Origin of the sequence: Streptomyces sp. NPDC058459 (assembly GCF_042721685.1) — a bacterium.
Lineage (GTDB): Bacteria > Actinomycetota > Actinomycetes > Streptomycetales > Streptomycetaceae > Streptomyces.
Genome location: NZ_JBHXLV010000041.1, coordinates 17,598 through 39,954, shown reverse-complemented (window position 1 = coordinate 39,954; position 22,357 = coordinate 17,598). Strand labels below are relative to the sequence as shown.

The window sequence follows — 22,357 nt, the reverse complement described above, 5'->3', positions numbered from 1 at the left end:
GGGCGCTCAAGAGGCGCCCCGCGCGGTCTCGCATCAGGCCACTTCCGGCCACTTCCGGCCACATCCGTCGCTTATCCGAACGCTCGGAGGACATGCGGTGAACGAACTGCCGCAGCAGCTGGTCAACGGCCTGCTACTTGGTTCCATGTACGGGCTGGTCGCCATCGGCTACACGATGGTCTACGGCATCGTCCAGCTCATCAACTTCGCCCACGGCGAGATATTCATGACCGGTGCCTTCGGCGCGCTCACGGTCTACGTGTACGTCCTTCCCGACGGCACCTCCATGTGGATCGCCCTGCCGCTGATGCTGGTGGGGGCCATCGTGGTCGCCGTCACCGTGGCCGTCGGAGCGGAACGATTCGCCTACCGGCCGCTGCGCACCGCGCCCCGGCTCGCCCCCCTCATCACCGCCATCGGCCTCTCCCTCGCCCTCCAGCAGGCCGTCTGGGCCTGGTACCCCGAGGCGAAGTCCGCGCGCACCTTCCCAAGCATCCCCGGCGGACCCTTCGAGATCGGCGACGTCACCATCCAGACCGGAGACGTCTTCCTGGTCGCCGCCGCCCCGCTCAGCATGGCCGTCCTCGCCTACTTCGTGATGCGCACCCGCACCGGACGCGGCATGCAGGCCACCGCCCAGGACCCGGACACCGCCAAGCTGATGGGCGTCAACACCGACCGCATCATCGTGATCGCGTTCGCCCTCGGCGCCGCCTTCGCCGCCGTCGGCTCCGTCGCCTACGGCTTCAAGTACGGCCAGATCGACTTCCGCATGGGCTTCATCCTCGGCCTCAAGGCGTTCACCGCGGCCGTCCTCGGCGGCATCGGCAACATCTACGGCGCCATGCTCGGCGGCCTCGTCCTCGGCGTCGCCGAAGCCCTGTCCACCGCCTACATCGCCGACATCCCCGGCATGGACAAGTTCGGCAGCCAGTCCTGGGCAGACGTCTGGGCGTTCGTACTCCTCATCCTCGTGCTCCTGCTGAGGCCACAGGGCCTGCTCGGCGAGCGCGTCGCGGACAGGGCGTGACACCGATGACCACACAGACCACCGCACCCGGCACCCCGGACACCCCCGCCGCCACCGGCCTGATCGGCCTGCCGGCCACCGCCGGACGGGCCCTGGCCACCGGCGGCGGCGCCCTCACCGTCGTCTCCGCCTTCCTCGCCTGGACCTGGACCTCCGACTTCCCCGGCGACCTCACCGTCTACGGCTACCCCGGCGGCCTCCAGGTCCTCGTCCTCATCGGCGGCCTCCTCACCACCCTGTTCGGCCTCGCCTCCTACGGCGTCAAGGGCCTGAGGCTCCTCACCCCCGGCAACGCCGACAGCGCCCTCAAGCTCGCCGCGCTGGGCACCTTCGCCACCGCCTGGTACACCGTCCTCGCCATCAGCGTCGAGCTCGGCGGCGCCGTCAACCTCGAACCCGGCGGCTACCTCGTCGCGCTGGCCACCCTCGCCGCCCTGCTCGGCGCCCTCGCACTGCCCTTCCAGCGGCCCGAACCCGACCCGGCCGACCCCGACGACACCGGCTGGGAAGCCTTCTGGCACCGCGTCCGGCACAACTGGACCATCTTCAAGTCCGCCTTCGCCGCCGAGTCCCCCGCCCCCGGCCGCACCCTGCCCGCCTGGGCGGAGATCCTCGTCATCACCGGCGTCATGGCCCTCGGCCTGCTCGTCTTCACCTACGGCATCGGCACCGAGTACGACGAACTGTTCATCGGCTTCCTCCTCACCGCCGCCTTCGGCTTCGCCGCGGTCGCCAAGGCCGGACTCGTGGCCCGGATCTCGGCGATCACCGCACGGCACCGCACCGTCACCATGACGGGCGCCTTCGTCGCCGCCGCGGCCTTCCCCTTCACCCAGTCCGACGACCAGTACGCCACCATCGGCGTCTACATCCTCATCTTCGCCACCGTCGCCCTCGGCCTGAACATCGTCGTCGGCCTCGCCGGCCTGCTCGACCTCGGCTACGTCGCGTTCCTCGGCGTCGGCGCCTACACCGCCGCCCTCGTCTCCGGCTCGCCGTCCTCGCCGCTGCACGTGCACTGGCCCTTCTGGGCCTCCGCCCTGCTCGGCGCGTTCGTCGCCATGATCTTCGGCGTGCTCATCGGCGCCCCGACCCTCCGGCTGCGCGGCGACTACCTCGCCATCGTCACCCTCGGCTTCGGCGAGATCTTCCGTATCACCGTCCTCAACATGGACGGCACCTCCGGACCCGACGTCACCAACGGCTCCAACGGCATCTCCTCGGTCCCGAACCTCGACATCCTCGGCTTCGACTTCGGCCAGGAACACCAGCTGTTCGGCGCCACCATCGGACGGTTCGCCAACTACTTCCTGCTGATGCTGCTCATCACCCTCGTCGTGGTCGTCGTCTTCCGGCGCAGCAGCGACTCCCGGATCGGCCGCGCCTGGATCGCCATCCGCGAGGACGAGACCGCCGCGCTCGCCATGGGCATCAACGGCTTCAGGGTCAAGCTCATCGCCTTCGCGCTCGGCGCCGGACTCGCCGGACTCGCCGGCTCCGTCCAGGCCCACGTCACCTACACCGTGACGCCGGAGCAGTACCAGTTCGCCCACGTCGTCCCGCCCAACTCGGCCTTCCTGCTGGCCGCCGTCGTCCTCGGTGGCATGGGTACCATCTCCGGCCCCCTCGTCGGCGCCTCGCTGCTCTACCTGATCCCGGCCAAGCTCCAGTTCCTGGGCGAGTACCAGCTCTTCGCCTTCGGCGTCGCGCTCGTCCTGCTGATGCGCTTCCGCCCCGAGGGCCTCATCCCCAACCGGCGCCGCCAACTCGAGTTCCACGAGGACGCCGCCACGCCCGCCGTCCTCAGCAAGGCAGGGGCCTGACCACGATGACCACCGACACCACCACCAAGGACACCGCACCCGGCACCACCTCCGGCGAGACGGTCCTCGACGCCCGCGGCGTCACCATGCGCTTCGGCGGTCTCACCGCCGTCCGCGACGTCGACCTCACCGTCAACAGCGGCGAGATCGTCGGCCTCATCGGCCCCAACGGCGCCGGCAAGACCACCTTCTTCAACTGCCTCACCGGTCTCTACGTCCCCACCGAGGGCGAGGTCCGCTACAAGGGCACCGTCCTGCCGCCCAAGTCCTTCAAGGTCACCGCGGCCGGCATCGCCCGCACCTTCCAGAACATCCGGCTCTTCGCCAACATGACCGTCCTGGAGAACGTCCTCGTCGGCCGGCACACCCGCACCAAGGAAGGACTCTGGTCCGCCCTGCTGCGCGGCCCCGGCTTCCACAAGGCCGAAGCCGCCTCCCGCGCCCGCGCCATGGAACTCCTCGCCTTCGTCGGCCTGGACGCCAAGGCCGAACACCTCGCCCGCAACCTCCCCTACGGCGAGCAGCGCAAGCTGGAGATCGCCCGCGCACTGGCCAGCGAGCCCGGCCTGCTCCTGCTCGACGAGCCCACCGCGGGCATGAACCCGCAGGAGACCCGCGCCACCGAGGAACTGGTCTTCGCCATCCGCGAGCAGGGCATCGCCGTCCTCGTCATCGAGCACGACATGCGCTTCATCTTCAACCTCTGCGACCGCGTCGCCGTCCTCGTCCAGGGCCAGAAACTCATCGAGGGCGACAGCGCCACCGTCCAGGGCGACGAGCGCGTCGTCGCCGCCTACCTCGGCGAACCCTTCGAGGACGCCCCCGGCGACGACGAGACCGCCGAGGTCGAGGCGGCGCGGGCGCAGACCGGGGCCCGGCGGGACGCCGCGCCCGGCAAGGAGAACGGCAAGGAGAACGACCGATGACCGCACTGCTCGAAGTCGAGGACCTGCGGGTCGCCTACGGCAAGATCGAGGCCGTCAAGGGCATCTCGTTCAAGGTCGAGGCCGGCCAGGTCGTCACCCTCATCGGCACCAACGGCGCGGGCAAGACCACCACGCTGCGCACCCTGTCCGGGCTGCTCAAGCCGGTCGGCGGCCAGATCCGCTTCAACGGCAGGTCGCTGAAGAAGGTCCCCGCCCACCAGGTGGTCTCCCTCGGCCTCGCCCACTCCCCCGAGGGCCGGCACATCTTCCCGCGCATGACCATCGAGGACAACCTGCGCCTCGGTGCCTTCCTGCGCAACGACAAGCCCGGCATCGAGAAGGACATCCAGCGGGCCTACGACCTCTTCCCCATCCTCGGGGAGCGCAGGAAGCAGGCCGCGGGCACCCTCTCCGGCGGTGAGCAGCAGATGCTTGCCATGGGGCGGGCGCTGATGTCCCAGCCGCAGCTGCTGATGCTGGACGAACCGTCCATGGGGCTCTCGCCGATCATGATGCAGAAGATCATGGCGACGATCGCCGAGCTGAAGTCCACCGGTACGACCATCCTGCTGGTCGAGCAGAACGCCCAGGCGGCGCTCTCCCTCGCGGACCAGGGGCACGTCATGGAGGTCGGCAGCATCGTGCTCTCCGGCACCGGCCGGGACCTCCTCACCGACGAGTCGGTGCGCAAGGCGTACCTCGGAGAGGACTGAGCAGAGCAACGGCGAGGCCCGCGTCCCTCGGAGTTCAGGGGGCGCGGGCCTTCTCGTCGTTCGCGGTCAGCCCTTCTTGGAGGACTTCTTCTCCTGGTCGTCGGAGATGACCGCCTCCGCGACCTGCTGCATCGACAGGCGGCGGTCCATCGAGGTCTTCTGAATCCAGCGGAACGCGGCGGGCTCGCTCAGACCGTACTCGGTCTGGAGGATCGACTTCGCGCGGTCGACCAGCTTGCGGGTCTCCAGGCGCTGGCTGAGGTCGGCGACCTCCTGCTCCAGCTGCCTCAGCTCGGTGAAGCGGGAGACGGCCATCTCGATGGCCGGGACCACGTCGGTCTTGCTGAACGGCTTCACCAGGTACGCCATGGCACCCGCGTCCCGGGCCCGCTCCACGAGGTCGCGCTGCGAGAAGGCGGTGAGCATCAGGACCGGGGCGATGGACTCCTCAGCGATCTTCTCCGCCGCCGAGATGCCGTCCATCTTCGGCATCTTCACGTCCAGGATGACCAGATCCGGCTTGTGCTCACGGGCCAGCTCCACGGCCTGCTCACCGTCCCCGGCCTCACCAACGACCGTGTAGCCCTCCTCCTCCAGCATCTCCTTGAGGTCGAGCCGGATCAGCGCCTCGTCCTCGGCGATGACGACCCGGGTCGTCAGCGGGGGCACATGCGACTTGTCGTCGTCGGACACGTCTGCGGGCTGGGGCGACTCGGGGGTCACGGGGGGCTCCTATGTACGGGCCGGACTGGTGCTGCTGTCTATGCAGCCTACCTAGCGGCGGCCCGACGCGGTGACCCGGTATGCTTCCGAGCAGCCAGTCCCGCCGGGTTGGTGGAATGGCATACACGGATGTCTCAAACACATCTGCCCGAAAGGGCTTGCGGGTTCGAGTCCCGCACCCGGCACTCTGCTGAAATGAAGCGGAGGATCACGTTCGCGTGGTCCTCCGCTTTTTGCTGCGTGGCGTCATGCCGAGTCATACAGGGTGGCCGCATGAACGCTCATGGCACTGAAGTGCGAAATAAGGCCGTCACCCTGCTGCGCGACGGCGTGAAGAACGCCGATGTCGCCCGCAAGCTCGCCGTTCCGCTGGGGACCGTCGGCTACTGGAAGCACATGGACCGAGCGAAACGCGGCGAGGGCCCCGGGCGCACTCATGCCGCATGTCCCCGGTGCGACGGACGGAAGCTCGCCGAGACGCCGTACAGCTACCTGCTCGGCCTCTATCTCGGCGATGGCCACATCAGCCATTACTCCGCGCATCGCGTACCCAATCTGATGATCACCTGTGCCGAGTCATGGCCGGGGCTCATGGACGACTGCGAGACGGCCATGCGCGCGGTGTTCCCTGAGAACTCCGTCTGCCGCGTCCGCAGGAGTGGCTGCCGCAATGTGAAGGTGTACTCGAAGCACTTGCACTGCCTTTTCCCGCAGCACGGCCCCGGTAGGAAGCACGAGCGCCGGATCGCCCTCGAACCCTGGCAGCAAGCCGTTGTCGACGCCCACCCCTGGGAGTTCGTCCGCGGCCTCATCCACTCCGACGGGTGCCGCATCACGAACTGGACGACACGGATGGTCGGCGGTGAGCGCAAGCGCTACGAGTACCCCAGGTACGTCTTCACCAATGTCTCCGACGACATCCGGCGCCTCTACACCGACACCCTCGACGTTCTCGGCATCGCGTGGACCCACTGCACCAGGCACGGCAACCCGTACAACATCTCCGTCGCCCGCAAAGCCTCCGTGGCCCTCATGGATGCCCATGTGGGCCCGAAGTACTGACTCCTCAGTCCTCCGCGATGCGGTGCACCCGGACCAGGTTGGTGGTGCCGGGCTCGCCGGGTGGGGAGCCGGCGGTGATGACGACCGTGTCGCCCTTCTCGCAGCGGGCGTACTTCAGCAGCAGCTCGTCCACCTGGTCGACCATCGCGTCGGTGGAGTCGACGTGCGGGCCGAGGAAGGTCTCCACGCCCCAGGTCAGGCTGAGCTGGGAGCGGGTGGCGGGTTCGGGGGTGAAGGCGAGGACGGGGATGGGCGAGCGGTAGCGGGAGAGCCGGCGGGCGGTGTCGCCGGACCGGGTGAAGGCGACGAGGAAGCGCGCCCCGAGGAAGTCCCCCATCTCGGCGGCCGCGCGGGCGACGGCACCTCCCTGGGTGCGTGGCTTGTTCCGCTCGGTCAGCGGCGGCAGCCCCTTCGCCAGCATCTCCTCCTCCGCCGCCGCGACGATCTTCGCCATGGTGCACACCGTCTCGACGGGGTACCGCCCCACGCTGGTCTCACCGGACAGCATCACCGCGTCCGCGCCGTCGAGCACGGCGTTGGCGACGTCGGAGGCTTCGGCGCGGGTCGGCCGAGCGCTGTCGATCATGGATTCGAGCATCTGGGTGGCGACGATGACCGGCTTGGCGTTGCGCTTGGCGAGCTTGACGGCGCGTTTCTGCACGATCGGCACCTGCTCCAGCGGCAGTTCCACGCCGAGGTCACCGCGGGCGACCATCAGCCCGTCGAAGGCGTCGACGACGTCCTCGATGTTCTCGACGGCCTGCGGCTTCTCCACCTTGGCGATGACGGGCAGCCGGCGCCCCTCCTCCGCCATGATCCGGTGCACCTCGGCGGCGTCGCGGCCGCTGCGGACGAAGGAGAGGGCGATCACGTCGAAGCCGGTGCGCAGTGCCCAGCGCAGGTCGTCCTGGTCCTTCTTGGAGAGGGCGGGGACGGAGACGGCGACGCCGGGGAGGTTGAGCCCCTTGTGGTCGGAGATCATGCCGCCCTCCAGCACTCGGGTGCGCACCCGGGGGCCGTCGACGGCGGTGACCTCCAGGCAGACCCGGCCGTCGTCGATGAGGACGCGTTCGCCGGGGCGGACGTCCTCGGCGAGTCCGGCGTAGGTGGTGCCGCACCGGTGGCGGTCGCCCTGGACGCCCTCTTCGACGGTGATGGTGAAGGTGTCGTCGCGTTCGAGGAGTACGGGTCCTTCGGCGAAAGTGCCGAGCCGGATCTTCGGGCCCTGAAGATCGGCGAGCATTCCGACGCTGCGGCCGGTCTCGTCGGCTGCCTGGCGGACGCGCTGGTAACGCGCCTCGTGCTCGGCTTGGGTGCCGTGGCTGAGGTTGAACCGGGCGACGTCCATTCCGGCCTCGACCAGTGCCTTGATCTGGTCGTACGAGTCGGTGGCGGGCCCCAGGGTGCAGACGATCTTTGCTCGGCGCATGGGTCGAGCCTATGGCTTACCGGCGGGTAGAGAATTCGGGCTCGATGGCCGCTCAAGGACCATTGGGGAAAGGCTTATTGACAAGTGTTTAATTGTGCGATGACCCGCTCCTATGAGCGATGTTTTTCGCGCATTGGTTTCAGTGTCGAGAGCACGCCGGCCTGGCGAATACCGGCAAGGCCGGTCGTGGAGCCGGGCATGATGGGTTGCGGCTGATTCACCCGGCTCCGGCAGGTCGAGGTCCCCTACGCGCCCTCTCTGAGCCGGTCGAGCAGGCCGTCCAGGACGGTCAGGTCGTCTTCGTCGAACGAGGCGAAGGCGTCCCGCAGATTGCGGGCGTGGATGACCGCGGCACGGTCGAGAATCTCCCGGCCCGGAGCGGTGATGGCGGCATAGGAGACGCGGCGGTCCGTGGCACAGGGGCGGCGCTCGACGTAGCCGGCCGCTTCCATCCGGTCGATCAGTCTGGTGATGCCGCTGGTGGTGAGCGCGACCCGGTCGGCGAGCACGCTCATCATCAGTTGCCCCGCCTCGGAGCGGGCCAGGCGGATGAGGACCTCGAACCATCCGTGCGGCAGCCCGGTCTGGGCCTGCATGGCGGCACCGAGCTGTCGTTCGAGTCGGCTGTAGGCCTCCGCCAGCCTGCCGAACGTCGTGATCAGGCGGTCGTCGATCGGGTTCGAGGAGGGCATGCCGACAGCGTAGCGCAGAAGGTTGCACATTCAGCTATTGCCAAGTCAGAGATTGGTGGTTACGGTGTCAATGTCTGCACAATCAACTATTGAGGAGGCAGCAGTCATGCGTGTCACGACCGCTGCCGACCGGCACGCCGACAACGGCCGGCCCCGGCAGACCGGCTGGGCGCTCACGGCCCCACCGGCTGAGGAAGGACAAGATGACCGGCTTCGCCGCAAGATCGAACCGCACCCGTCATCCCGGAGGAGCGTCGTGAATCCGTTCGGTACACCGGTGGTGCTGACCCGGGGCACCGCCGAAGGGCCGCTGGTCGTGCTGCTGCACGGTCGCGGGTCGCGCGAGAGCGAGATCATCGGGCTGGCCGACGCGCTGCCCGCGGGACTGTCCTACGCGGCGGTGCGAGCGCCGATCGCCGAACACACCGGGTTCGCCTGGTTCGCCAACCGGGGCATCGGCCGTCCGGTACCGGAGTCGCTGCGCGCCGCCATGGACTGGTTCCGGGGCTGGCTCGATGAGGCTGCCCCGCCCGGCCGCCCCGTTCTGCTCGTCGGATTCAGCGGTGGAGCCGCGTTCGCGGGCGGGCTCGTCCTGGACGACCCGGCACGGTTCGCCGGCGCGGCGATCCTGTACGGCACACTGCCGTTCGACGCAGGGGTGCCCACCGCCGCCGCGCGGCTGGCCGGAGTGCCGGTGTTCCTCGCCCAGGGCGAGCACGACCAGGTCATTCCGCGTGATCTGCTCGATCGGACCTGGCACTATCTGACCGGCGAGTCGGGGGCACCTACAGTCGCCCGGCGCGATCCGGTGGGTCACAGCTTCGCGCCCCGCGCGCTCGCGGCCCTGGGAAGCTGGCTCGCCGAACGCGCCGGCTTCCTCGCCGAACAGCGCGAACCCACTCCAGGACCGGCCCGCTGGGAAGCATTGCCCGACGGTCTTCCCGGCCGGACCGGGCCGCGCCCCCAGGTCAGTACGACGATCCCCCAGCAGCAACTCACCGACCGCGCCCCGAGGGAACTGCAGGAGAAGCTCTTCACCCGCCTGAGCGCACTTCCCGGTGTGCACAGCCGCCAGTCGGCGATCTCCGTGCCGGGCGCGCGCGGGCTCATGCTGGAGGCGCCGCGCGTCGGTCCCGCCCATGCCTTCCTCGTGCCACACGCGGGAGAGTTCGCGCACCTGCACCCCGCCACCGACGGCTCCCTGCACGTGGCGCTGCCGGTACACCTGGCCGCCGACGCCATCAGGCAGGGCTGGGCCGTGGCCCATCCGCTCGCCGGTATCCGGCTCACTCCGGGAATGGTGCTGCTCTTCGGGCCGCGCGACGAGGCCGAACTGGACGTGGTCAGCGCCATCGTCGCCACCAGTCACGCCTGGGCGGCCGGGCGCGTAACCCCCGCAGCGTGACCTCGCGGGCCGCCCGGCTGCCTCTCTCGACGCAGCCGGTTTCCTTGTCCGGCTGCTGAGATCACCCCGTCCCGGGCCGACACCCGAGCCGTCCTACCCGTCACGGGAGCGCATCCAGGCGTTCTAGAGCCGGGGCGGCACGAGGGTGAAGCGCGCGGTGACCTGGGCGGAGACCCACAACCGCGCGGGCTGGAGGTCGAAGGGCTCGGCGGCTTCGGCCGGGTCGGCCGCGCGGCGGGCGGAGCGGCCGAAGGCGGCGGCGTTGCGGGGCCGGTCGGCGCCGGTGTCAGCGAGTTCGGTCAGGGCGGCGAGGGAGGTGCCGAGCGCGTCGGCGTATTCGCGGGCCCGCTGGAGGGCATCGGCGACGGCGCGGCGGCGGGCCTCGGCGTGGACCGGGGAGTCGGGGCGCAGGGACCACCAGGGGCCGTCCAGCTCGGTCAGCTCCGACTCGGCCAGGCGTGCGGTGAGTTCGCCGAGGACGGTGAAGTCGGTGATCTCGGCGTCGATGCGGACGACCCCCCGGTGGCTGCGGACCCGCTCGCCCCGGCCGCGTTCGCTGAGTTCGGGGGCGACGTCGAGGGTGCCGGTGGTGAGGTCGGGTACGGCGTCGCCGTAGGACTTCAGGAGGTCGAGCGCGGCGGTGTTGCGGCGCGCGAGGTCGTCGAGGGTGGCACGGCGGTCGCGGCCGCGGGCGGTGACGGTGATGCCGACGCGGGCGATCTCCGCCTCGGTCTGGAACTCGGCCTCGCCCCGGACGGCGAGGAGGGGGGCGTCGGGGGTGCCGTACGCGGGGTTCGCCTCAGGGGTCATACGTCCCACTGTGTCATGGGTACGGGGTGTGGGCGGGGGGAGTTGACGGGAATCGGTCACCGGATCGCAACCTGGAGGGTCTGTTGCGACCTGTCATGGCCGGGCCACAATCTACGCGCGTTGTCGACCCCGTGCCGAGGAGACCGAGAGATGCCGTTCGACCGCCGGAAGTTCCTGAAGCAGTCCGCCGTGACCGGGGCGGGTGTGGCACTCGCGGGCGGGGTGGGAGCCCCGGCGGCGGAGGCGGCCGAGTCCGTCGCCGGGCACCACGGGCACCACGGGCACCGGGAGAAGCGGTACGCGCTGACCGTGATGGGCACCACCGACCTGCACGGCCATGTCTTCAACTGGGACTACTTCAAGAACGCGGACTACTCCGACGCGGCGGGCAACGCGCAGGGCCTGGCCCGGGTGTCGACGCTGGTGAACCAGGTCCGCGCGGAGAAGGGCCGCCGCAACACCCTGCTGCTGGACGCGGGCGACACGATCCAGGGCACCCCGCTGACGTACTACTACGCCAAGGTTGACCCGATCACCGCCAAGGGCGGGCCGGTGCACCCGATGGCGAAGGCGATGAACGCGATCGGGTACGACGCGGCGGCGCTGGGCAACCACGAGTTCAACTACGGCATCGAGACGCTGCGCCGCTTCGAGCACCAGCTCGACTTCCCGCTGCTGGGCGCCAACGCGGTGGACGCCAAGACGCTGAGGCCGGCGTTCGCGCCGTACTACATGAAGCGGTTCCACGTGCCGGGCGCCCCGCCGGTGAAGGTGGCGGTGCTGGGTCTGACCAACCCCGGGATCGCCATCTGGGACAAGGCGTTCGTGCAGGGCAAGCTGGCCTTCGAGGGCCTGGAGGAGCAGGCCGCGAAGTGGGTGCCGAAGCTCAGGTCGATGGGCGCGGACATCGTGGTGGTCTCGGCGCACTCGGGCACCTCGGGCACCTCGTCCTACGGTGACCAGGTGCCGTACGTGGAGAACGCGGCGGCGAACGTGGCGCGTCTGGTGCCGGGGATCGACGCGATCCTGGTGGGGCACGCGCACCAGGAGATCCCGGAGCTGCGGGTGGTCAACGAGCAGTCGGGGAAGACCGTCGTGCTGTCGGAGCCGCTGTGCTACGCGGAGCGGCTGACGCTGTTCGACTTCGAGCTGGTCTTCACGCGGGGCCGCTGGCAGGTGGAGTCGGTGAAGGCGTCGCTCAGGGACTCACGGACGGTGGCGGACGACCCGAAGATCACCAAGCTGCTCTCGAAGGAGCACGCGAAGGTGGTGGCCTACGTCAACCAGGTGGTGGGCCGGGCGACCCAGACGCTGACCACGGTGGAGGCGCGGTACAAGGACGCCCCGATCATCGACCTGATCACCAGGGTGCAGGAGGACGTGGTCAAGGCCGCGCTGGCGGGCACGGAGTACGCGTCGTTGCCGGTGCTGGCGCAGGCTTCGCCGTTCTCCCGGACGAGTGAGATCCCGGCGGGCGAGGTGACCATCCGGGATCTGTCGGGGCTGTACGTGTACGACAACACGCTGGTGGCGAAGCTGCTGACGGGTGCGCAGCTGCGGGCGTACCTGGAGTACTCGGCGCAGTACTACACGCAGACGGCGCCGGGCGCGCCGGTGGACGTGGACAAGCTGACGAACGCGGGCGGCCGCCCCGACTACAACTACGACTACGTGTCGGGGCTGTCGTACGACATCGACATCGCGCAGCCCGCCGGGTCGAGGATCAGGAATCTGACGTTCGGCGGGGCTCCGCTGGACGACGCGGCGCGGTTCGTGTTCGCGGTGAACAACTACCGGGCGAACGGCGGCGGCGCGTTCCCGTTCGTGGCAGCGGCGAAGGAGCTGTGGTCGGAGTCGACGGAGATCCGGACCCGGATCGCGGAGTGGGTGACCGCGAAGGGTGTGCTGGACCCGAAGGACTTCGCGTCGGCGGACTGGAAGCTGACGCGTGAGGGCACGCCGGTGTTCTAGTACGCCGGTCGGGGTGGAGCCCCGGTGGTGGTGCGGGCCAGATCGGCCGTGCCGTCGCCGGGGCTTCGGCGTCTCGGACGCAGGCCGAAGGTGGTGAAGGCGGTCCGGGTGGGGAGCGGGTACTGCTCCTTGCCGGTCAGGGAGTTGAGGATGGTGGCGCTGCGCCAGGCGGCGAGGCCGAGGTCGGGGGCGCCGACGCCGTGGGTGTGGAGTTCGGCGTTCTGGACGTGGACGGAGCCACCCACGGCGGGGTCGAGGACGAGCCGGAAGTCCTCGTCGATCAGGGGGCGGCCGGCGCTGTCGCGGCGCAGCAGGGGGCCGAGTCCGGCGAGGAGGCCGTCGAGGGGGCGCATGCGGTAGCCGGTGGCGAGGACGACGGCGTCGGTGGCGAGGCGGGTGCGGGTGCCCTGGTCGCGGTGTTCGAGGTGGAGTTCGACCTGTCCGGTGCCGAGGCGGCCGGCGGTGCGGACCTGGACGCCGGGGGTGAGGACGGCGTCGGGCCAGCCGCCGTGCAGGGTGCGCCGGTACAGCTCGTCGTGGATGGCGGCGAGGGTGCCGGCGTCGACGCCCTTGTGGAGCTGCCACTGGGCGGTGACGAGCCGGTCGCGGACGGGCTCGGTGAGGGCGTGGAAGTAGCGGGTGTGGTCGGGGGTGAAGTGTTCCAGGCCGAGCTTGGAGTACTCCATGGGGGCGAAGGCGGCGGTGCGGCCGATCCAGTGGAGGTGTTCGCGGCCGGCGGGGCGGTGGCGGAGCAGGTCGAGGAAGACCTCGGCGCCGGACTGTCCGGAGCCGACGACGGTGACGTGTCCGGCGGCGAGCAGGGAGTCACGGTGGGCCAGGTAGTCGGCGGCGTGCAGGACGGGGACGCCGGGGGCGGCGGCGAGGGGGCGCAGTGGTTCGGGGACGTGGGGGGCGGTGCCGACGCCGAGGACGATGTTGCGGGTGCGGGTGCGGCCGAGGGCCTCGGCTTGGCCGTCGGTGTCGAGCTGGGTGAAGTCGACCTCGAACACGTCGCGTTCGGGGTCCCAGCGGACGGCGTCGGCCTGGTGGCGGAAGCGGAGTCCGGGGACCCGGCCGGCGACCCAGCGGCAGTAGGCGTCGTATTCGGCGCGCTGGATGTGGAGGTGCTCGGCGAAGTAGAAGGGGAAGAGGCGGTCGCGGTCGCGGAGGTAGTTGAGGAAGCTCCAGGGGCTGGTGGGGTCGGCGAGGGTCACCAGGTCGGCGAGGAAGGGGACTTGGAGGGTGGCGCCGTCGATGAGGAGGCCGGGGTGCCAGTCGAAGCCGGGACGCTGTTCGTAGAAGACGGCGTCGAGTTCGGCGAGGGGCGCGGCGAGGGCGGCCAGGGAGAGGTTGCAGGGGCCGACGCCGATGCCGACGAGGTCGCGGGGGGACTCGGGCTCCTGGTGCGGTGGGTGGGGCGGGTGGCTCATGCGGGGGTGTGTCCTTCGGCGAGTTTCAGGAGGTGGGCCAGGTCGTCGGGCCCGGTGTGGGGGTTGAGGAGGGTGGCCTTGAGCCAGAGGCGGCCGTCGGCGCGGGCCCGGCCGAGGACGGCGCGGCCCTCGTGGAGCAGGGTGCGGCGGACGGCGGCGACGGTGTCGTCGCTCGCGTGGGCGGGCCGGAACAGCACGGTGGCGAGGGTGGGCCGGTCGTACAGTTCGAGGCCGGGGTGTGCCTCGATGCGGTCGGCGAAGTCCTGGGCGAGACCCAGGACTTGGTCGATGAGGTCGGCCAGGCCGGTGCGGCCGAGGGTGCGCAGGGTGACCGCGGCCTTGAGGATGTCGGGGCGGCGGGTGGTGCGGGTGGAGCGGCCGAGGAGATCGGGGAGGCCGGCCTCGGTGTCGTCGCCCGCGTTGAGGTAGTCGGCGCGTTGGTGGAGGGCGTCGAGTTCGGTGGCGTCGGCGACGGCGAGGAAGCCGGCGGCGACGGGCAGCCAGCCGAGTTTGTGCAGGTCGAGGGCGACGGTGTGGGCGGCGTCGAGTCCGTCGAGCAGGGCGTGGTGGCGGTCGCTGAGGGCGAGGGCGCCGCCGTACGCCGCGTCGATGTGCAGCCGGGTGCCGTGGGCGGCGCAGCGGGCGGCGATCTCGGGGAGCGGGTCGATGAGCCCGGCGTCGGTGGTGCCCGCGGTGGCGGCGACGAGGAGGGGCCCGGTCAGCCCGGCGAGCGCGGCGTCCAGCGTGCCGGGGTCCAGGATGCCGTTCGGCGCGGGGAGGACGACGGGGTCGGGCAGGCCGAGCAGCCAGGCGGCGCGGGGCAGGGAGTGGTGGGCGGCGGCCGAGCAGACGAGCCTGACGGGGGCGCCCTGGGCGCCGGGGGCGCCGGGGGCCTCGCGCGCTAGCAGCAGGGCGAGCTGGTTGGCCTCGGTGCCACCGGTGGTGACGACGGCGTCGGCGAGGCCGAGGCGGGCGGCGAGGGCGCGGGTGACGCGGGCTTCGAGGGCGGAGGCGGCGGGCGCCTGGTCCCAGGAGTCCAGCGAGGGGTTCAGGGCACTGACGGCGAGGTCGGCGGCGGCGCTGACGGCGAGCGGGGGGCAGTGCAGGTGGGCGGCGCAGAGCGGGTCGGCGGGGTCGGCGGCGCCCGCGGCGAGGGTGTGGACGAGGGCGCGCAGCGCGTCGGGGTCGCCGTGTTCGGGGAGCACGTCGCCGAGGGCGTCGCTGACCCGGGCGGCGACGGCGTCCGGCCCGCCGGCGGGGAGGGGGCCGCCGCGGGCGGCGGCGCCGGTGGCGAGGGCGCCGAGGACGGTGTCCAGCAGCGGGCGCAGGGCGTCCGGGCCGTGGGGTCCTGAGGCGAGGGGCGGGGTGCTCATGGGCTCTCCTGCGGGGCGGGGACACGCGCCGGCGCTCAGGTTCGGGAGCCGGGTGTCCGCGCTGCACAACGAGCGGGAGCGGGAAATGGGTACTGCCGTACGGGGAAAACGCGTTGGAGCGGCGCCTGGGCACCACTACCGTCGCCGGGATGAGCGAGACATGGACGGTGGAGCTGCCCGGTGAGCGGGTGCTGCCGCGCGAGCCGGGTCCGGCCGACGAGACGGCCCTGCTGGACCTGTTCGAGGAGTGCGAGGACTGGTTCACAGCGGCGACGGGTCTGCCGTCGGCGCCGGGCGATGTGCAGAGCCTGTACTACGCGCTGCCCGTGGGCGCGGACCCCGGCGACAAGGTGCTGCTCCTGGTGGAGCGCGGCGGCGAGATCGCGGGCCTGGTGGACGCGGTACGGGACTGGCCTCGGTCGGGCGAGGTGGCGGTGGGCCTGTTCCTGCTGGCGCCGTGGGCGCGGGGCCGGGGCCTGGGGCGGGCGGTGGCCGAGACGCTGCCGGCGCGGGGCGCGTCCCGGGTCACGGCGACGGTGCCGGCCGGGTGGACGGCGGGTGAGCGCTTCCTGGAGGGGTTCGGCTTCACCCTGGAGGCACCGGCGGGCGCGCTGCGCCGGGCGGAGTGGCTGCGGGGGTCCTGAGCCACGCCGCCCGGCGTGGCGGGGCTACTCCCCGCGTACCCGCAACGCCCGCGCCAGGTCGTCCAGTTCGTCGGCGAGCTTGCGCCGCAGCGCGGGCACCGGGTCGGCGTCGCGCAGGCACGCCTCGCCGAGCGCCAGGTTCTCGGCGTCGACGGCGTGGTGCGGGAAGGCCCAGGCGCCGGCCGCGGCGGCGATGGCGGGGCCGCGCCGTTCGGACACCGCGACCGCGTCCCCGTAGTAGCGGGGTACGTACTCCCTCACCAGGTCGGCCTGTTCGGGCTGCCAGAAGCCCTGGGCGGTGGCCTTGAACAGGTAGTTGGAGAGGTCGTCGGTGGCGAACATCGACTCCCAGGCCCGCCGCTTGGACTCCGGGCCGGGCAGTGCGGCGCGGCAGCGGGCGGCGCCTTCCCGGCCGTTGGCGGAGGGGTCGCGCTCCAGCTCGGCGGCGATGGCGGCCTCGTCGGTGGCGCCGAGCACGGCGAGCCGGCCGAGGACGCGCCAGCGCAGCTCGGGATCGAGGTCGGGCCCGCCGGGCACGATGCCGTCGGCGAGCCAGGCGGCGATGGTGTCGGGGTGGGCGGCGACGTCGATGAAGTGCCGGACGGCGACCAGGCGCAGGCCGGGGTTGTCGCCATCCTCGGTGCGGCGCAGCAGGTCGCGGCAGAGCGAGCCGAGGGTGGCGAGCGCGGCGGGCCGCTCCCCGGGGGTGAGGTAGCGGTCGGCGATGTGGGTGCCGGCGAAGGCCAGGACGCCCTGGACCAGGGCGAGGTCGGTCTCCAGCGGGAGGTGGACGCGGGCCGTCTCCAGGTAGGCGGCGGGCGGGAGTTCGCCGTCGCGTACGGCGTCGCGCAGGGCGTTCCAGACGACGGCGCGGGTGAGCGGGTCGGGCAGGCCGGAGAGGCTGGTGCGCAGGGTCTGGAAGGACTCGGGGTCGAAGCGGACCTTGGCGTAGCTGAGGTCGCCGTCGTTGAGGAGGAGCAGCGCGGGCCGCTTGCCGAGCGGCTGGGGCGCGGTCTGCGGGACGTCGAGCCCGACGCGTTCGCGCAGGATCAGCCGGCCACCTTCGCTGAGGTCGTGGTCGTAGACCCCGGCGGTGACGCGGTGCGGGCGGCTGCCGTCGTGTTCGACGGTGAGGGTGCGGGTGCCGTCGGTGGTGGTGACGCGGGGGGTGAGCGTGTCGACGCCGGTGGTGCGCAGCCAGGCGTCGGCCCAGGCGGGTACGTCGCGGTCGGTGGCGGAGGCGAGGGAGTCGATGAAGTCGGCGAGGGTGGCGTTGCCGAACCGGTGCCGTTCGAAGTGGACGTTGATGCCGGCCAGGAAGTCCTTCTCGCCGAGCCAGGCGACGAGCTGGCGCAGGGCGGCGGCGCCCTTGGCGTAGGAGACGCCGTCGAAGTTGAGCAGGGCGGCGGCGGTGTCGTCGACGGAGTCCGGGGCGACGGGGTGGGTGGAGGGGCGCTGGTCGGCGTCGTAGCCCCAGGACTTGCGGGTGACGCCGAACTCGACCCAGGGCTGGGTGAAGCGGGTGGCCTCCAGGGTGGTCTGGTAGCCCATGTACTCGGCGAAGGACTCGTTCAGCCAGATGTCGTCCCACCACTTGAGGGTGACGAGGTCGCCGAACCACATGTGGGCCATCTCGTGGGCGATGACCATGGCGCGGGTCTGCCGCTCGGTGTCGGTGACGGCGGAGCGGAAGACGAACTCGTCGCGGAAGGTGACGAGGCCGGGGTTCTCCATGGCGCCGGCGTTGAACTCGGGGACGAACGCCTGGTCGTAGGAGTCGAAGGGGTAGGGCTCCGCGAACTTCTCGTGGTAGCGGTCGTACAGGGCGCGGGTGACGTCCAGGATCTCGTCGGCGTCGGCGTCGAGGTGGGGGGCGAGGGAGCGGCGGCAGTGGATGCCGAAGGGCAGGCCGCGGTGTTCGGTGCGCACGGAGTGCCAGGGGCCGGCGGCGACGGCGACCAGGTAGGTGGAGATGAGCGGGGTGGTGGCGGCACGCCAGCGGCCCCCGCCGAGGTGCTCGGTGATGCCGTTGGCGAGCACCTGCCAGGCGTCGGGGGCGGTGACGGTCACGTCGAAGACGGACTTGAGGTCGGGCTGGTCGAAGGCGGCGAAGACGCGCTGGACGTCGTCGAGGAAGAGCTGGGTGTAGACGTAGGTCTCGCCGTCGGTGGGGTCGGTGAAGCGGTGCATGCCCTCGCCGGTGCGGGAGTAGCGCATGACGGCGTCGACGGTGAGTTCGTGTTCGCCGGCGGTGAGGTTCTTCAGCGGCAGCCGGTCGCCGTCGAGGGTGCCGATGTCCAGGGGCTGTCCGTCCAGGGTCACGGCGCGCAGCTCGGCGGGCTTCAGCTCGACGAAGGTGTCACCGTCCGTCCGCGCGGTGAACCGGACCGCGGTACGGGAGCGGAAGGTCTCGTCACCGGTGGTGAGGTCGAGATCGACGGTGTAGCGGTGGACGTCGAGGAACTCTGCTCGGGCTTGCGCTTCGTCGCGCGTCAGTACGGACATGGACGCCATGCTGCCCGATCGTCCCGGCAGCGGACAGGGGCGTATTCGGTACGCGGCTTATGTCCGGCGGTGCGCCCGGCTCGCGCCGGTCAGGGGCGGGTGCGGGCGGTGTCCTCGGCGATGCGCTCGTGGTGCCGGATCACCTCGGCGACGATGAAGTTCAGGAACTTCTCGGCGAAGGCGGGGTCGAGGCGGGCGTCCTCGGCGAGGCTGCGCAGCCGCTCGATCTGGCGGGCCTCCCGGCCGGGGTCGGCGGGCGGCAGGTGGTGGCGGGCCTTGAGGCGGCCGACCTGCTGGGTGGCCTTGAAACGTTCGGCCAGCATGTGGACCACGGCCGCGTCGATGTTGTCGATGCTGGCCCGCAGCCGCTCCAGTTCCTCGCGGGCCTCGGGGTCGACGTCACCGGTGCCGGTGTTGTTGCTGATGGTCATGGGCGTCCACCCTACGGGGCGCGGCACGGTGGCCGGCACGCCGGGCGGTCCTACAGTGGGGGGAGGCTCCGGGTGACCTTCGGGGGTGCGGGCGTGACGGCAGGCGGACCGGTGGAGCACGGCTTCCCGCATCTGGAGACGGTGCGGTCGGCGGTCACGGCGCTGTACCGGCGGCTGTCGTACGAGGGGCTGCGGACCTTCGCGGCGAGCGTGGCCCCGGCCGACGTGGCGTTCGGGGACGGCGACGATCTGCATCTGGGCGCGCAGCGGGTGGCGCGGGAGCTGGTGCGGCACTTCCGGCTGCCGGACGCGCGGCTGGTCGTCTGCTTCCGGGAGATGACGCACGCGGCCGAAGTCGAACTGGCGGCGGGCCCGGAGTACTTCGTGGAGCTGAACGACCGTTTCCGCACCCACCGCCAGGACATCGGCGCGGCCCTCGCCCATGAGGTGGCCCATGTGTATCTGCACCGGCTGGGCCTGGAGTTCCCGTCGACGGCCGGGAACGAGATCCTCACCGACACGGTGACCACGTACCTCGGCGCGGGCTGGCTGCTGCTGGACGCCTACCGGGAGCACGGCGAGGCGTCGCAGAAGCTGGGGTATCTCACCCCGGAGGAGTTCGGCTACGTCCTGGCGAAGCGGGCGGCGGTGTTCGGGGAGGACCCCGCGGTGTGGTTCACCAGCCCGCAGGCGTACTCGGCGTATGTCGCGGGGCGGGAGCGGGCGCGGGCGGACGAACGGCGGGCTCCGCTGGTCGGGGCGGGCTGGGCGGACCGCCGCCGGTACGCCCGTGACCGGCGCGAGTCGGCCCGGCACGACACCGCCCGGCCCCGTCCGGATTCTTTTCGCGCGTTCACCCCGGACGGGGCGGGATGGAAGGTGTCCTTCCCGTGCCCGGTGTGCCACCAGCGCATCCGGGTCCCGGTCCGGGGCCGGGTCAGGGCCCGCTGCGGGTTGTGCCGGACGGTGCTGGAGTGCGACACGTAGGGGGTGTCTCAGTCCGGGAGGCGGTCCATCAGCCAGACGGCGAGTTCCTCGGTGACGGCCGTGTGCGGGGTCGTGGCGGAGGAGCAGATGAAGTCGTCGACGTCGCTCTCGTCCGGGGCGAGGTTCTCGATGTCGGCGTAGACGTCCTTGTGCTGGTCGAGGTCGCGGAGGGAGACCGCGCTGACGGTGGGGACGAAGCAGACGTCCGCGTGGCGGAGGTCGACCCGGGCGCCGGCCTTCTTCAGGGCGTCGGCGAGGATGCCGTAGGAGCGCAGGGTGCCGCCTGGGGCGCCGTCCATCTCGGGGAGGTCGCCGGTGGTGACGGTCTTCTCGCCCTCGGGGAAGCGGCGCCTCAGCTCGGCGACGGTGGCCTGGCGGCTCTGGGCCTGGGCGTAGAAGGTGGTGCCGGGGTAGACCCGCTCGGACTTCAGTACGGTCTCGCCGGGCGGGACGGCGATGCCGGTGCCGTCGCCGCGGCCGTTGGCGAGGGCCAGCAGGCGCGGGACGCGCGGCCACTCGCCGGCCCGCGCCAGGTGCTCGCGGAACTCGCGGCGCTCGGGGGCGATGCCGTTCTGGTCGGTCATCGGGTCGTAGTGGCGCCAGAGCATCTGGCGGGCGGCGGGGCTGGTCATCTGCCGGGCGAAGTCGTTGGGCACCGGGATGAAGTGCGCGAAGGCCTGGAGGCCGATGGGGATGTAGGCGCCGCGGTGCGGGGTGTCCCAGGAGAAGTACACGGCGGTCTGGTGGTCGATGCGCTGGGTCTCCATCTGGGCCAGCGCGTACCGGGTGACCAGGCCGCCCATGCTGAAGCCGCCGACCGCCATCCGGGTGCCGCCGAGCCGTTCGGCCAGCGCCCGGTGGATGGCGGCGGTGGCGGTCCGGGCGTTGTCGAGGATGGAGGCGCTGCGCTCGTCGAAGCCGACCAGGATGACGTCCCGGCCCCGGCCGCGCAGCTCGGTCAGCAGCGGGTAGGTGCTGTTCAGGCCCGCGTGGAGCCAGGCGAGGTCGCTCCTGCCGAGGTTGAAGCCGTCGGCCATGACGACGGGCCGGACCAGGCCCCGGTTGCCGTCGCCGTAGTGGACGTGGGCGAAGCCGCCGGGCAGGGACCACTTCTCGTCGGGCTCGGGCGCGGTGTACCCGGCCGGGGGCGCGGTGGTCAGCGGGCCGGCGAGGGTGAACTCCCCGACGCTCTGCTCGTGCTGCTCGGACATGGCCGTCTCCTTCCGGACCACGCGGGCGCGATGGTCGGGACATCATCAGCACGTCCTCTGACCTGCGAGGGGAGCCGCACCGGGGGGTTCATTCCTAAGAGTGCGGGAGAAGCGGGACGGTGACGCGGCGTCGGGAAATCAGGTGATCACAGGCGCGGTCGCGGCGCTCCTTGGGTGATCCGATATTTTGTTCGGCGCCGTCCCCACCGGCTCGTCCCGAACCCCTTCCTGAAGGAGCCGGCCGTGACCGCCGAGTCCGCCGTGACCACGTGCTTCCGTCATCCCGAGGTGGAGTCGCACGTCCGCTGCACCCGCTGCGAGCGCTACATCTGCCCGGACTGCATGCGCGAGGCGGCGGTCGGCCACCAGTGCGTGGAGTGCGTACGGGAGGGCGCCCGGTCCATACGGCGGGCGCGGACCGCGTTCGGCGGCCGGATCAGCACGTTCCCGCTGGTCACCTGGGTGCTGGTGGCGCTGAACACGCTCGCCTATCTCGGGGAGCTGGCCCGGCCCTCGGTCGTGGACCGGTTCGGGATGCTGGGCGCGGGCCTGGTGGCGCCGAACGGCGTGCACTACCTGTGGCAGTACCCGTACGACTCGGTGCTGAGCCCGGAGGGGGTGGCCGGGGGGCAGTGGGAGCGGCTGCTGACCGGCGCGTTCCTGCACATGCGGCCGGACGACGGGATCGGGGTGGTGCACATCGTGCTGAACATGGTGGCGCTGGTGAACATCGGCCGGCTGGTGGAGACCCAGCTCGGCCGGGCCCGCTATCTCGCGCTGTATCTGCTCTCGGCGCTCGGCGGCTCGGTCCTGGTCCTGCTGATCGCGCCGGACGACGTGACGGTGGGCGCCTCCGGCGCGGTGTTCGGCCTGGGGGCCGCGTACTGGGTGATGAGCCGCCGCCTCGGCCAGGACATGCGGGCCGTCAACCAGTACATGACGGGCCTGCTGCTGTGGCTGGTGATCTCGGCGTTCATGACCTCCTGGCAGGCCCACCTGGGCGGCCTGCTGGCGGGCGCCGTGGTCACCCTGGCCTTCGCCTACGCCCCGCGCGGCGACCGCCGCACCCTGCTCCAGTGGGCCGCGTGTGCCGGGCTGTCGGTCCTGCTGCTGGGCCTCGCCGCGGTGAAGGTGGCGACTCTCACCAGCGGCACCTACTGACAGGGCGACGGCGCCTGCCCGAGCGTCCGGT

The 22,357-nt window shown here is 71.5% G+C and carries 19 protein-coding genes and 1 tRNA gene; 11 read left to right on the top strand and 9 right to left on the bottom strand.

Annotation, left to right across the window (positions count from 1 at the left end; genetic code table 11):
* Window positions 1-97: 97 nt before the first annotated feature.
* From ACFWN1_RS11175 to ACFWN1_RS11160, 4 genes are read left to right on the top strand one after another with little or no spacing between them, the layout of a single operon-like run.
* Entirely contained in the window at window positions 98-1,030 is a 933-nt protein-coding gene (locus ACFWN1_RS11175) for a branched-chain amino acid ABC transporter permease (RefSeq protein WP_161147932.1), read from the top strand.
* Between the two features lie 5 nt (window positions 1,031-1,035).
* The gene (locus tag ACFWN1_RS11170; RefSeq protein WP_384359914.1) at window positions 1,036-2,853 is read left to right on the top strand and encodes a branched-chain amino acid ABC transporter permease; all 1,818 of its coding nucleotides are present in this window, start codon (window positions 1,036-1,038) and stop codon (window positions 2,851-2,853) included.
* Between the two features lie 5 nt (window positions 2,854-2,858).
* Entirely contained in the window at window positions 2,859-3,779 is a 921-nt protein-coding gene (locus ACFWN1_RS11165; protein WP_384359912.1) for an ABC transporter ATP-binding protein, read from the top strand.
* Entirely contained in the window at window positions 3,776-4,492 is a 717-nt protein-coding gene (locus tag ACFWN1_RS11160; protein ID WP_384359910.1) for an ABC transporter ATP-binding protein, read from the top strand. The genes ACFWN1_RS11165 and ACFWN1_RS11160 overlap by 4 nt, the downstream gene beginning before the upstream one ends.
* Window positions 4,493-4,558: 66 nt before the next feature.
* On the opposite strand, the gene ACFWN1_RS11155 is transcribed toward ACFWN1_RS11160, so the two are convergent.
* Window positions 4,559-5,215, bottom strand: a complete 657-nt coding sequence (locus ACFWN1_RS11155; RefSeq protein ID WP_384359908.1) for an ANTAR domain-containing response regulator — start codon at window positions 5,213-5,215, stop codon at window positions 4,559-4,561.
* 102 nt (window positions 5,216-5,317) lie between these two features.
* On the opposite strand from ACFWN1_RS11155, the gene ACFWN1_RS11150 reads away from it, so the two are divergent.
* Both ACFWN1_RS11150 and ACFWN1_RS11145 read left to right on the top strand, forming a co-directional pair.
* Window positions 5,318-5,400, top strand: a tRNA-Leu gene (locus ACFWN1_RS11150).
* An 88-nt stretch (window positions 5,401-5,488) separates the two neighbouring features.
* Window positions 5,489-6,277, top strand: coding sequence for a helix-turn-helix domain-containing protein (locus ACFWN1_RS11145; RefSeq protein ID WP_384359906.1), 789 nt, complete (start codon window positions 5,489-5,491; stop codon window positions 6,275-6,277).
* A gap of 4 nt (window positions 6,278-6,281) precedes the next feature.
* Here ACFWN1_RS11145 and pyk read toward each other — a convergent pair whose 3' ends face one another.
* Both pyk and ACFWN1_RS11135 read right to left on the bottom strand, forming a co-directional pair.
* Window positions 6,282-7,706: a pyruvate kinase gene (pyk, locus tag ACFWN1_RS11140; RefSeq protein WP_384359904.1), complete on the bottom strand. Its 1,425-nt coding sequence runs from the start codon at window positions 7,704-7,706 to the stop codon at window positions 6,282-6,284.
* A gap of 245 nt (window positions 7,707-7,951) precedes the next feature.
* Window positions 7,952-8,398 carry a MarR family winged helix-turn-helix transcriptional regulator gene (locus ACFWN1_RS11135; RefSeq protein ID WP_384359902.1) on the bottom strand — a complete coding sequence of 149 codons (447 nt, stop codon included), beginning with the start codon at window positions 8,396-8,398 and terminating at the stop codon, window positions 7,952-7,954.
* Between the two features lie 256 nt (window positions 8,399-8,654).
* On the opposite strand from ACFWN1_RS11135, the gene ACFWN1_RS11130 reads away from it, so the two are divergent.
* Window positions 8,655-9,803: a hypothetical protein gene (locus ACFWN1_RS11130; RefSeq protein ID WP_384359900.1), complete on the top strand. Its 1,149-nt coding sequence runs from the start codon at window positions 8,655-8,657 to the stop codon at window positions 9,801-9,803.
* A 123-nt stretch (window positions 9,804-9,926) separates the two neighbouring features.
* Here the strand turns inward: ACFWN1_RS11130 and ACFWN1_RS11125 are convergent, their stop codons facing one another.
* Window positions 9,927-10,613: an SIMPL domain-containing protein gene (locus tag ACFWN1_RS11125; protein WP_384359898.1), complete on the bottom strand. Its 687-nt coding sequence runs from the start codon at window positions 10,611-10,613 to the stop codon at window positions 9,927-9,929.
* Between the two features lie 150 nt (window positions 10,614-10,763).
* On the opposite strand from ACFWN1_RS11125, the gene ACFWN1_RS11120 reads away from it, so the two are divergent.
* Window positions 10,764-12,584: a bifunctional metallophosphatase/5'-nucleotidase gene (locus ACFWN1_RS11120; protein ID WP_384359896.1), complete on the top strand. Its 1,821-nt coding sequence runs from the start codon at window positions 10,764-10,766 to the stop codon at window positions 12,582-12,584.
* On the opposite strand, the gene ACFWN1_RS11115 is transcribed toward ACFWN1_RS11120, so the two are convergent.
* Both ACFWN1_RS11115 and ACFWN1_RS11110 read right to left on the bottom strand, forming a co-directional pair.
* Window positions 12,581-14,014 carry a lysine N(6)-hydroxylase/L-ornithine N(5)-oxygenase family protein gene (locus tag ACFWN1_RS11115; protein WP_384359894.1) on the bottom strand — a complete coding sequence of 478 codons (1,434 nt, stop codon included), beginning with the start codon at window positions 14,012-14,014 and terminating at the stop codon, window positions 12,581-12,583. The two genes, ACFWN1_RS11120 and ACFWN1_RS11115, sit on opposite strands and share 4 nt — an antisense overlap.
* The gene (locus ACFWN1_RS11110) at window positions 14,011-15,387 is read right to left on the bottom strand and encodes a pyridoxal phosphate-dependent decarboxylase family protein (RefSeq protein ID WP_384359892.1); all 1,377 of its coding nucleotides are present in this window, start codon (window positions 15,385-15,387) and stop codon (window positions 14,011-14,013) included. The genes ACFWN1_RS11115 and ACFWN1_RS11110 overlap by 4 nt, the downstream gene beginning before the upstream one ends.
* Before the next feature lie 149 nt (window positions 15,388-15,536).
* On the opposite strand from ACFWN1_RS11110, the gene ACFWN1_RS11105 reads away from it, so the two are divergent.
* Window positions 15,537-16,031: a GNAT family N-acetyltransferase gene (locus ACFWN1_RS11105; protein ID WP_384359890.1), complete on the top strand. Its 495-nt coding sequence runs from the start codon at window positions 15,537-15,539 to the stop codon at window positions 16,029-16,031.
* Between the two features lie 24 nt (window positions 16,032-16,055).
* Here the strand turns inward: ACFWN1_RS11105 and pepN are convergent, their stop codons facing one another.
* On the bottom strand, window positions 16,056-18,536 hold the full coding sequence (gene pepN / locus ACFWN1_RS11100; RefSeq protein WP_384359888.1) for an aminopeptidase N: 2,481 nt from the start codon (window positions 18,534-18,536) through the stop codon (window positions 16,056-16,058).
* A gap of 89 nt (window positions 18,537-18,625) precedes the next feature.
* On the bottom strand, window positions 18,626-18,967 hold the full coding sequence (locus ACFWN1_RS11095; protein WP_384359886.1) for a chorismate mutase: 342 nt from the start codon (window positions 18,965-18,967) through the stop codon (window positions 18,626-18,628).
* Window positions 18,968-19,060: 93 nt separating this feature from the next.
* On the opposite strand from ACFWN1_RS11095, the gene ACFWN1_RS11090 reads away from it, so the two are divergent.
* A complete protein-coding gene (locus ACFWN1_RS11090; protein ID WP_384359918.1) occupies window positions 19,061-19,954 on the top strand; it encodes a hypothetical protein in 894 nt (297 codons plus the stop codon).
* A gap of 8 nt (window positions 19,955-19,962) precedes the next feature.
* Here ACFWN1_RS11090 and ACFWN1_RS11085 read toward each other — a convergent pair whose 3' ends face one another.
* Window positions 19,963-21,165 (bottom strand): esterase/lipase family protein, encoded by a 1,203-nt coding sequence (locus tag ACFWN1_RS11085; RefSeq protein WP_384359884.1) that lies wholly within the window; start codon window positions 21,163-21,165, stop codon window positions 19,963-19,965.
* A 243-nt stretch (window positions 21,166-21,408) separates the two neighbouring features.
* On the opposite strand from ACFWN1_RS11085, the gene ACFWN1_RS11080 reads away from it, so the two are divergent.
* Entirely contained in the window at window positions 21,409-22,326 is a 918-nt protein-coding gene (locus ACFWN1_RS11080) for a rhomboid family intramembrane serine protease (RefSeq protein ID WP_384359882.1), read from the top strand.
* Window positions 22,327-22,357: the final 31 nt, after the last annotated feature.

Coding starts and splice junctions, on each gene's coding strand:
- ACFWN1_RS11120 (WP_384359896.1), top strand. CDS start 10,764: ATGCCGTTCGACCGCCGGAAGTTCCTGAAGCAGTCCGCCGTGACCGGG.
- ACFWN1_RS11110 (WP_384359892.1), bottom strand. CDS start 15,387: ATGAGCACCCCGCCCCTCGCCTCAGGACCCCACGGCCCGGACGCCCTG.
- ACFWN1_RS11125 (WP_384359898.1), bottom strand. CDS start 10,613: ATGACCCCTGAGGCGAACCCCGCGTACGGCACCCCCGACGCCCCCCTC.
- pepN (WP_384359888.1), bottom strand. CDS start 18,536: ATGTCCGTACTGACGCGCGACGAAGCGCAAGCCCGAGCAGAGTTCCTC.
- ACFWN1_RS11105 (WP_384359890.1), top strand. CDS start 15,537: ATGAGCGAGACATGGACGGTGGAGCTGCCCGGTGAGCGGGTGCTGCCG.
- pyk (WP_384359904.1), bottom strand. CDS start 7,706: ATGCGCCGAGCAAAGATCGTCTGCACCCTGGGGCCCGCCACCGACTCG.
- ACFWN1_RS11160 (WP_384359910.1), top strand. CDS start 3,776: ATGACCGCACTGCTCGAAGTCGAGGACCTGCGGGTCGCCTACGGCAAG.
- ACFWN1_RS11135 (WP_384359902.1), bottom strand. CDS start 8,398: ATGCCCTCCTCGAACCCGATCGACGACCGCCTGATCACGACGTTCGGC.
- ACFWN1_RS11165 (WP_384359912.1), top strand. CDS start 2,859: ATGACCACCGACACCACCACCAAGGACACCGCACCCGGCACCACCTCC.
- ACFWN1_RS11095 (WP_384359886.1), bottom strand. CDS start 18,967: ATGACCATCAGCAACAACACCGGCACCGGTGACGTCGACCCCGAGGCC.
- ACFWN1_RS11145 (WP_384359906.1), top strand. CDS start 5,489: ATGAACGCTCATGGCACTGAAGTGCGAAATAAGGCCGTCACCCTGCTG.
- ACFWN1_RS11170 (WP_384359914.1), top strand. CDS start 1,036: ATGACCACACAGACCACCGCACCCGGCACCCCGGACACCCCCGCCGCC.
- ACFWN1_RS11115 (WP_384359894.1), bottom strand. CDS start 14,014: ATGAGCCACCCGCCCCACCCACCGCACCAGGAGCCCGAGTCCCCCCGC.
- ACFWN1_RS11085 (WP_384359884.1), bottom strand. CDS start 21,165: ATGTCCGAGCAGCACGAGCAGAGCGTCGGGGAGTTCACCCTCGCCGGC.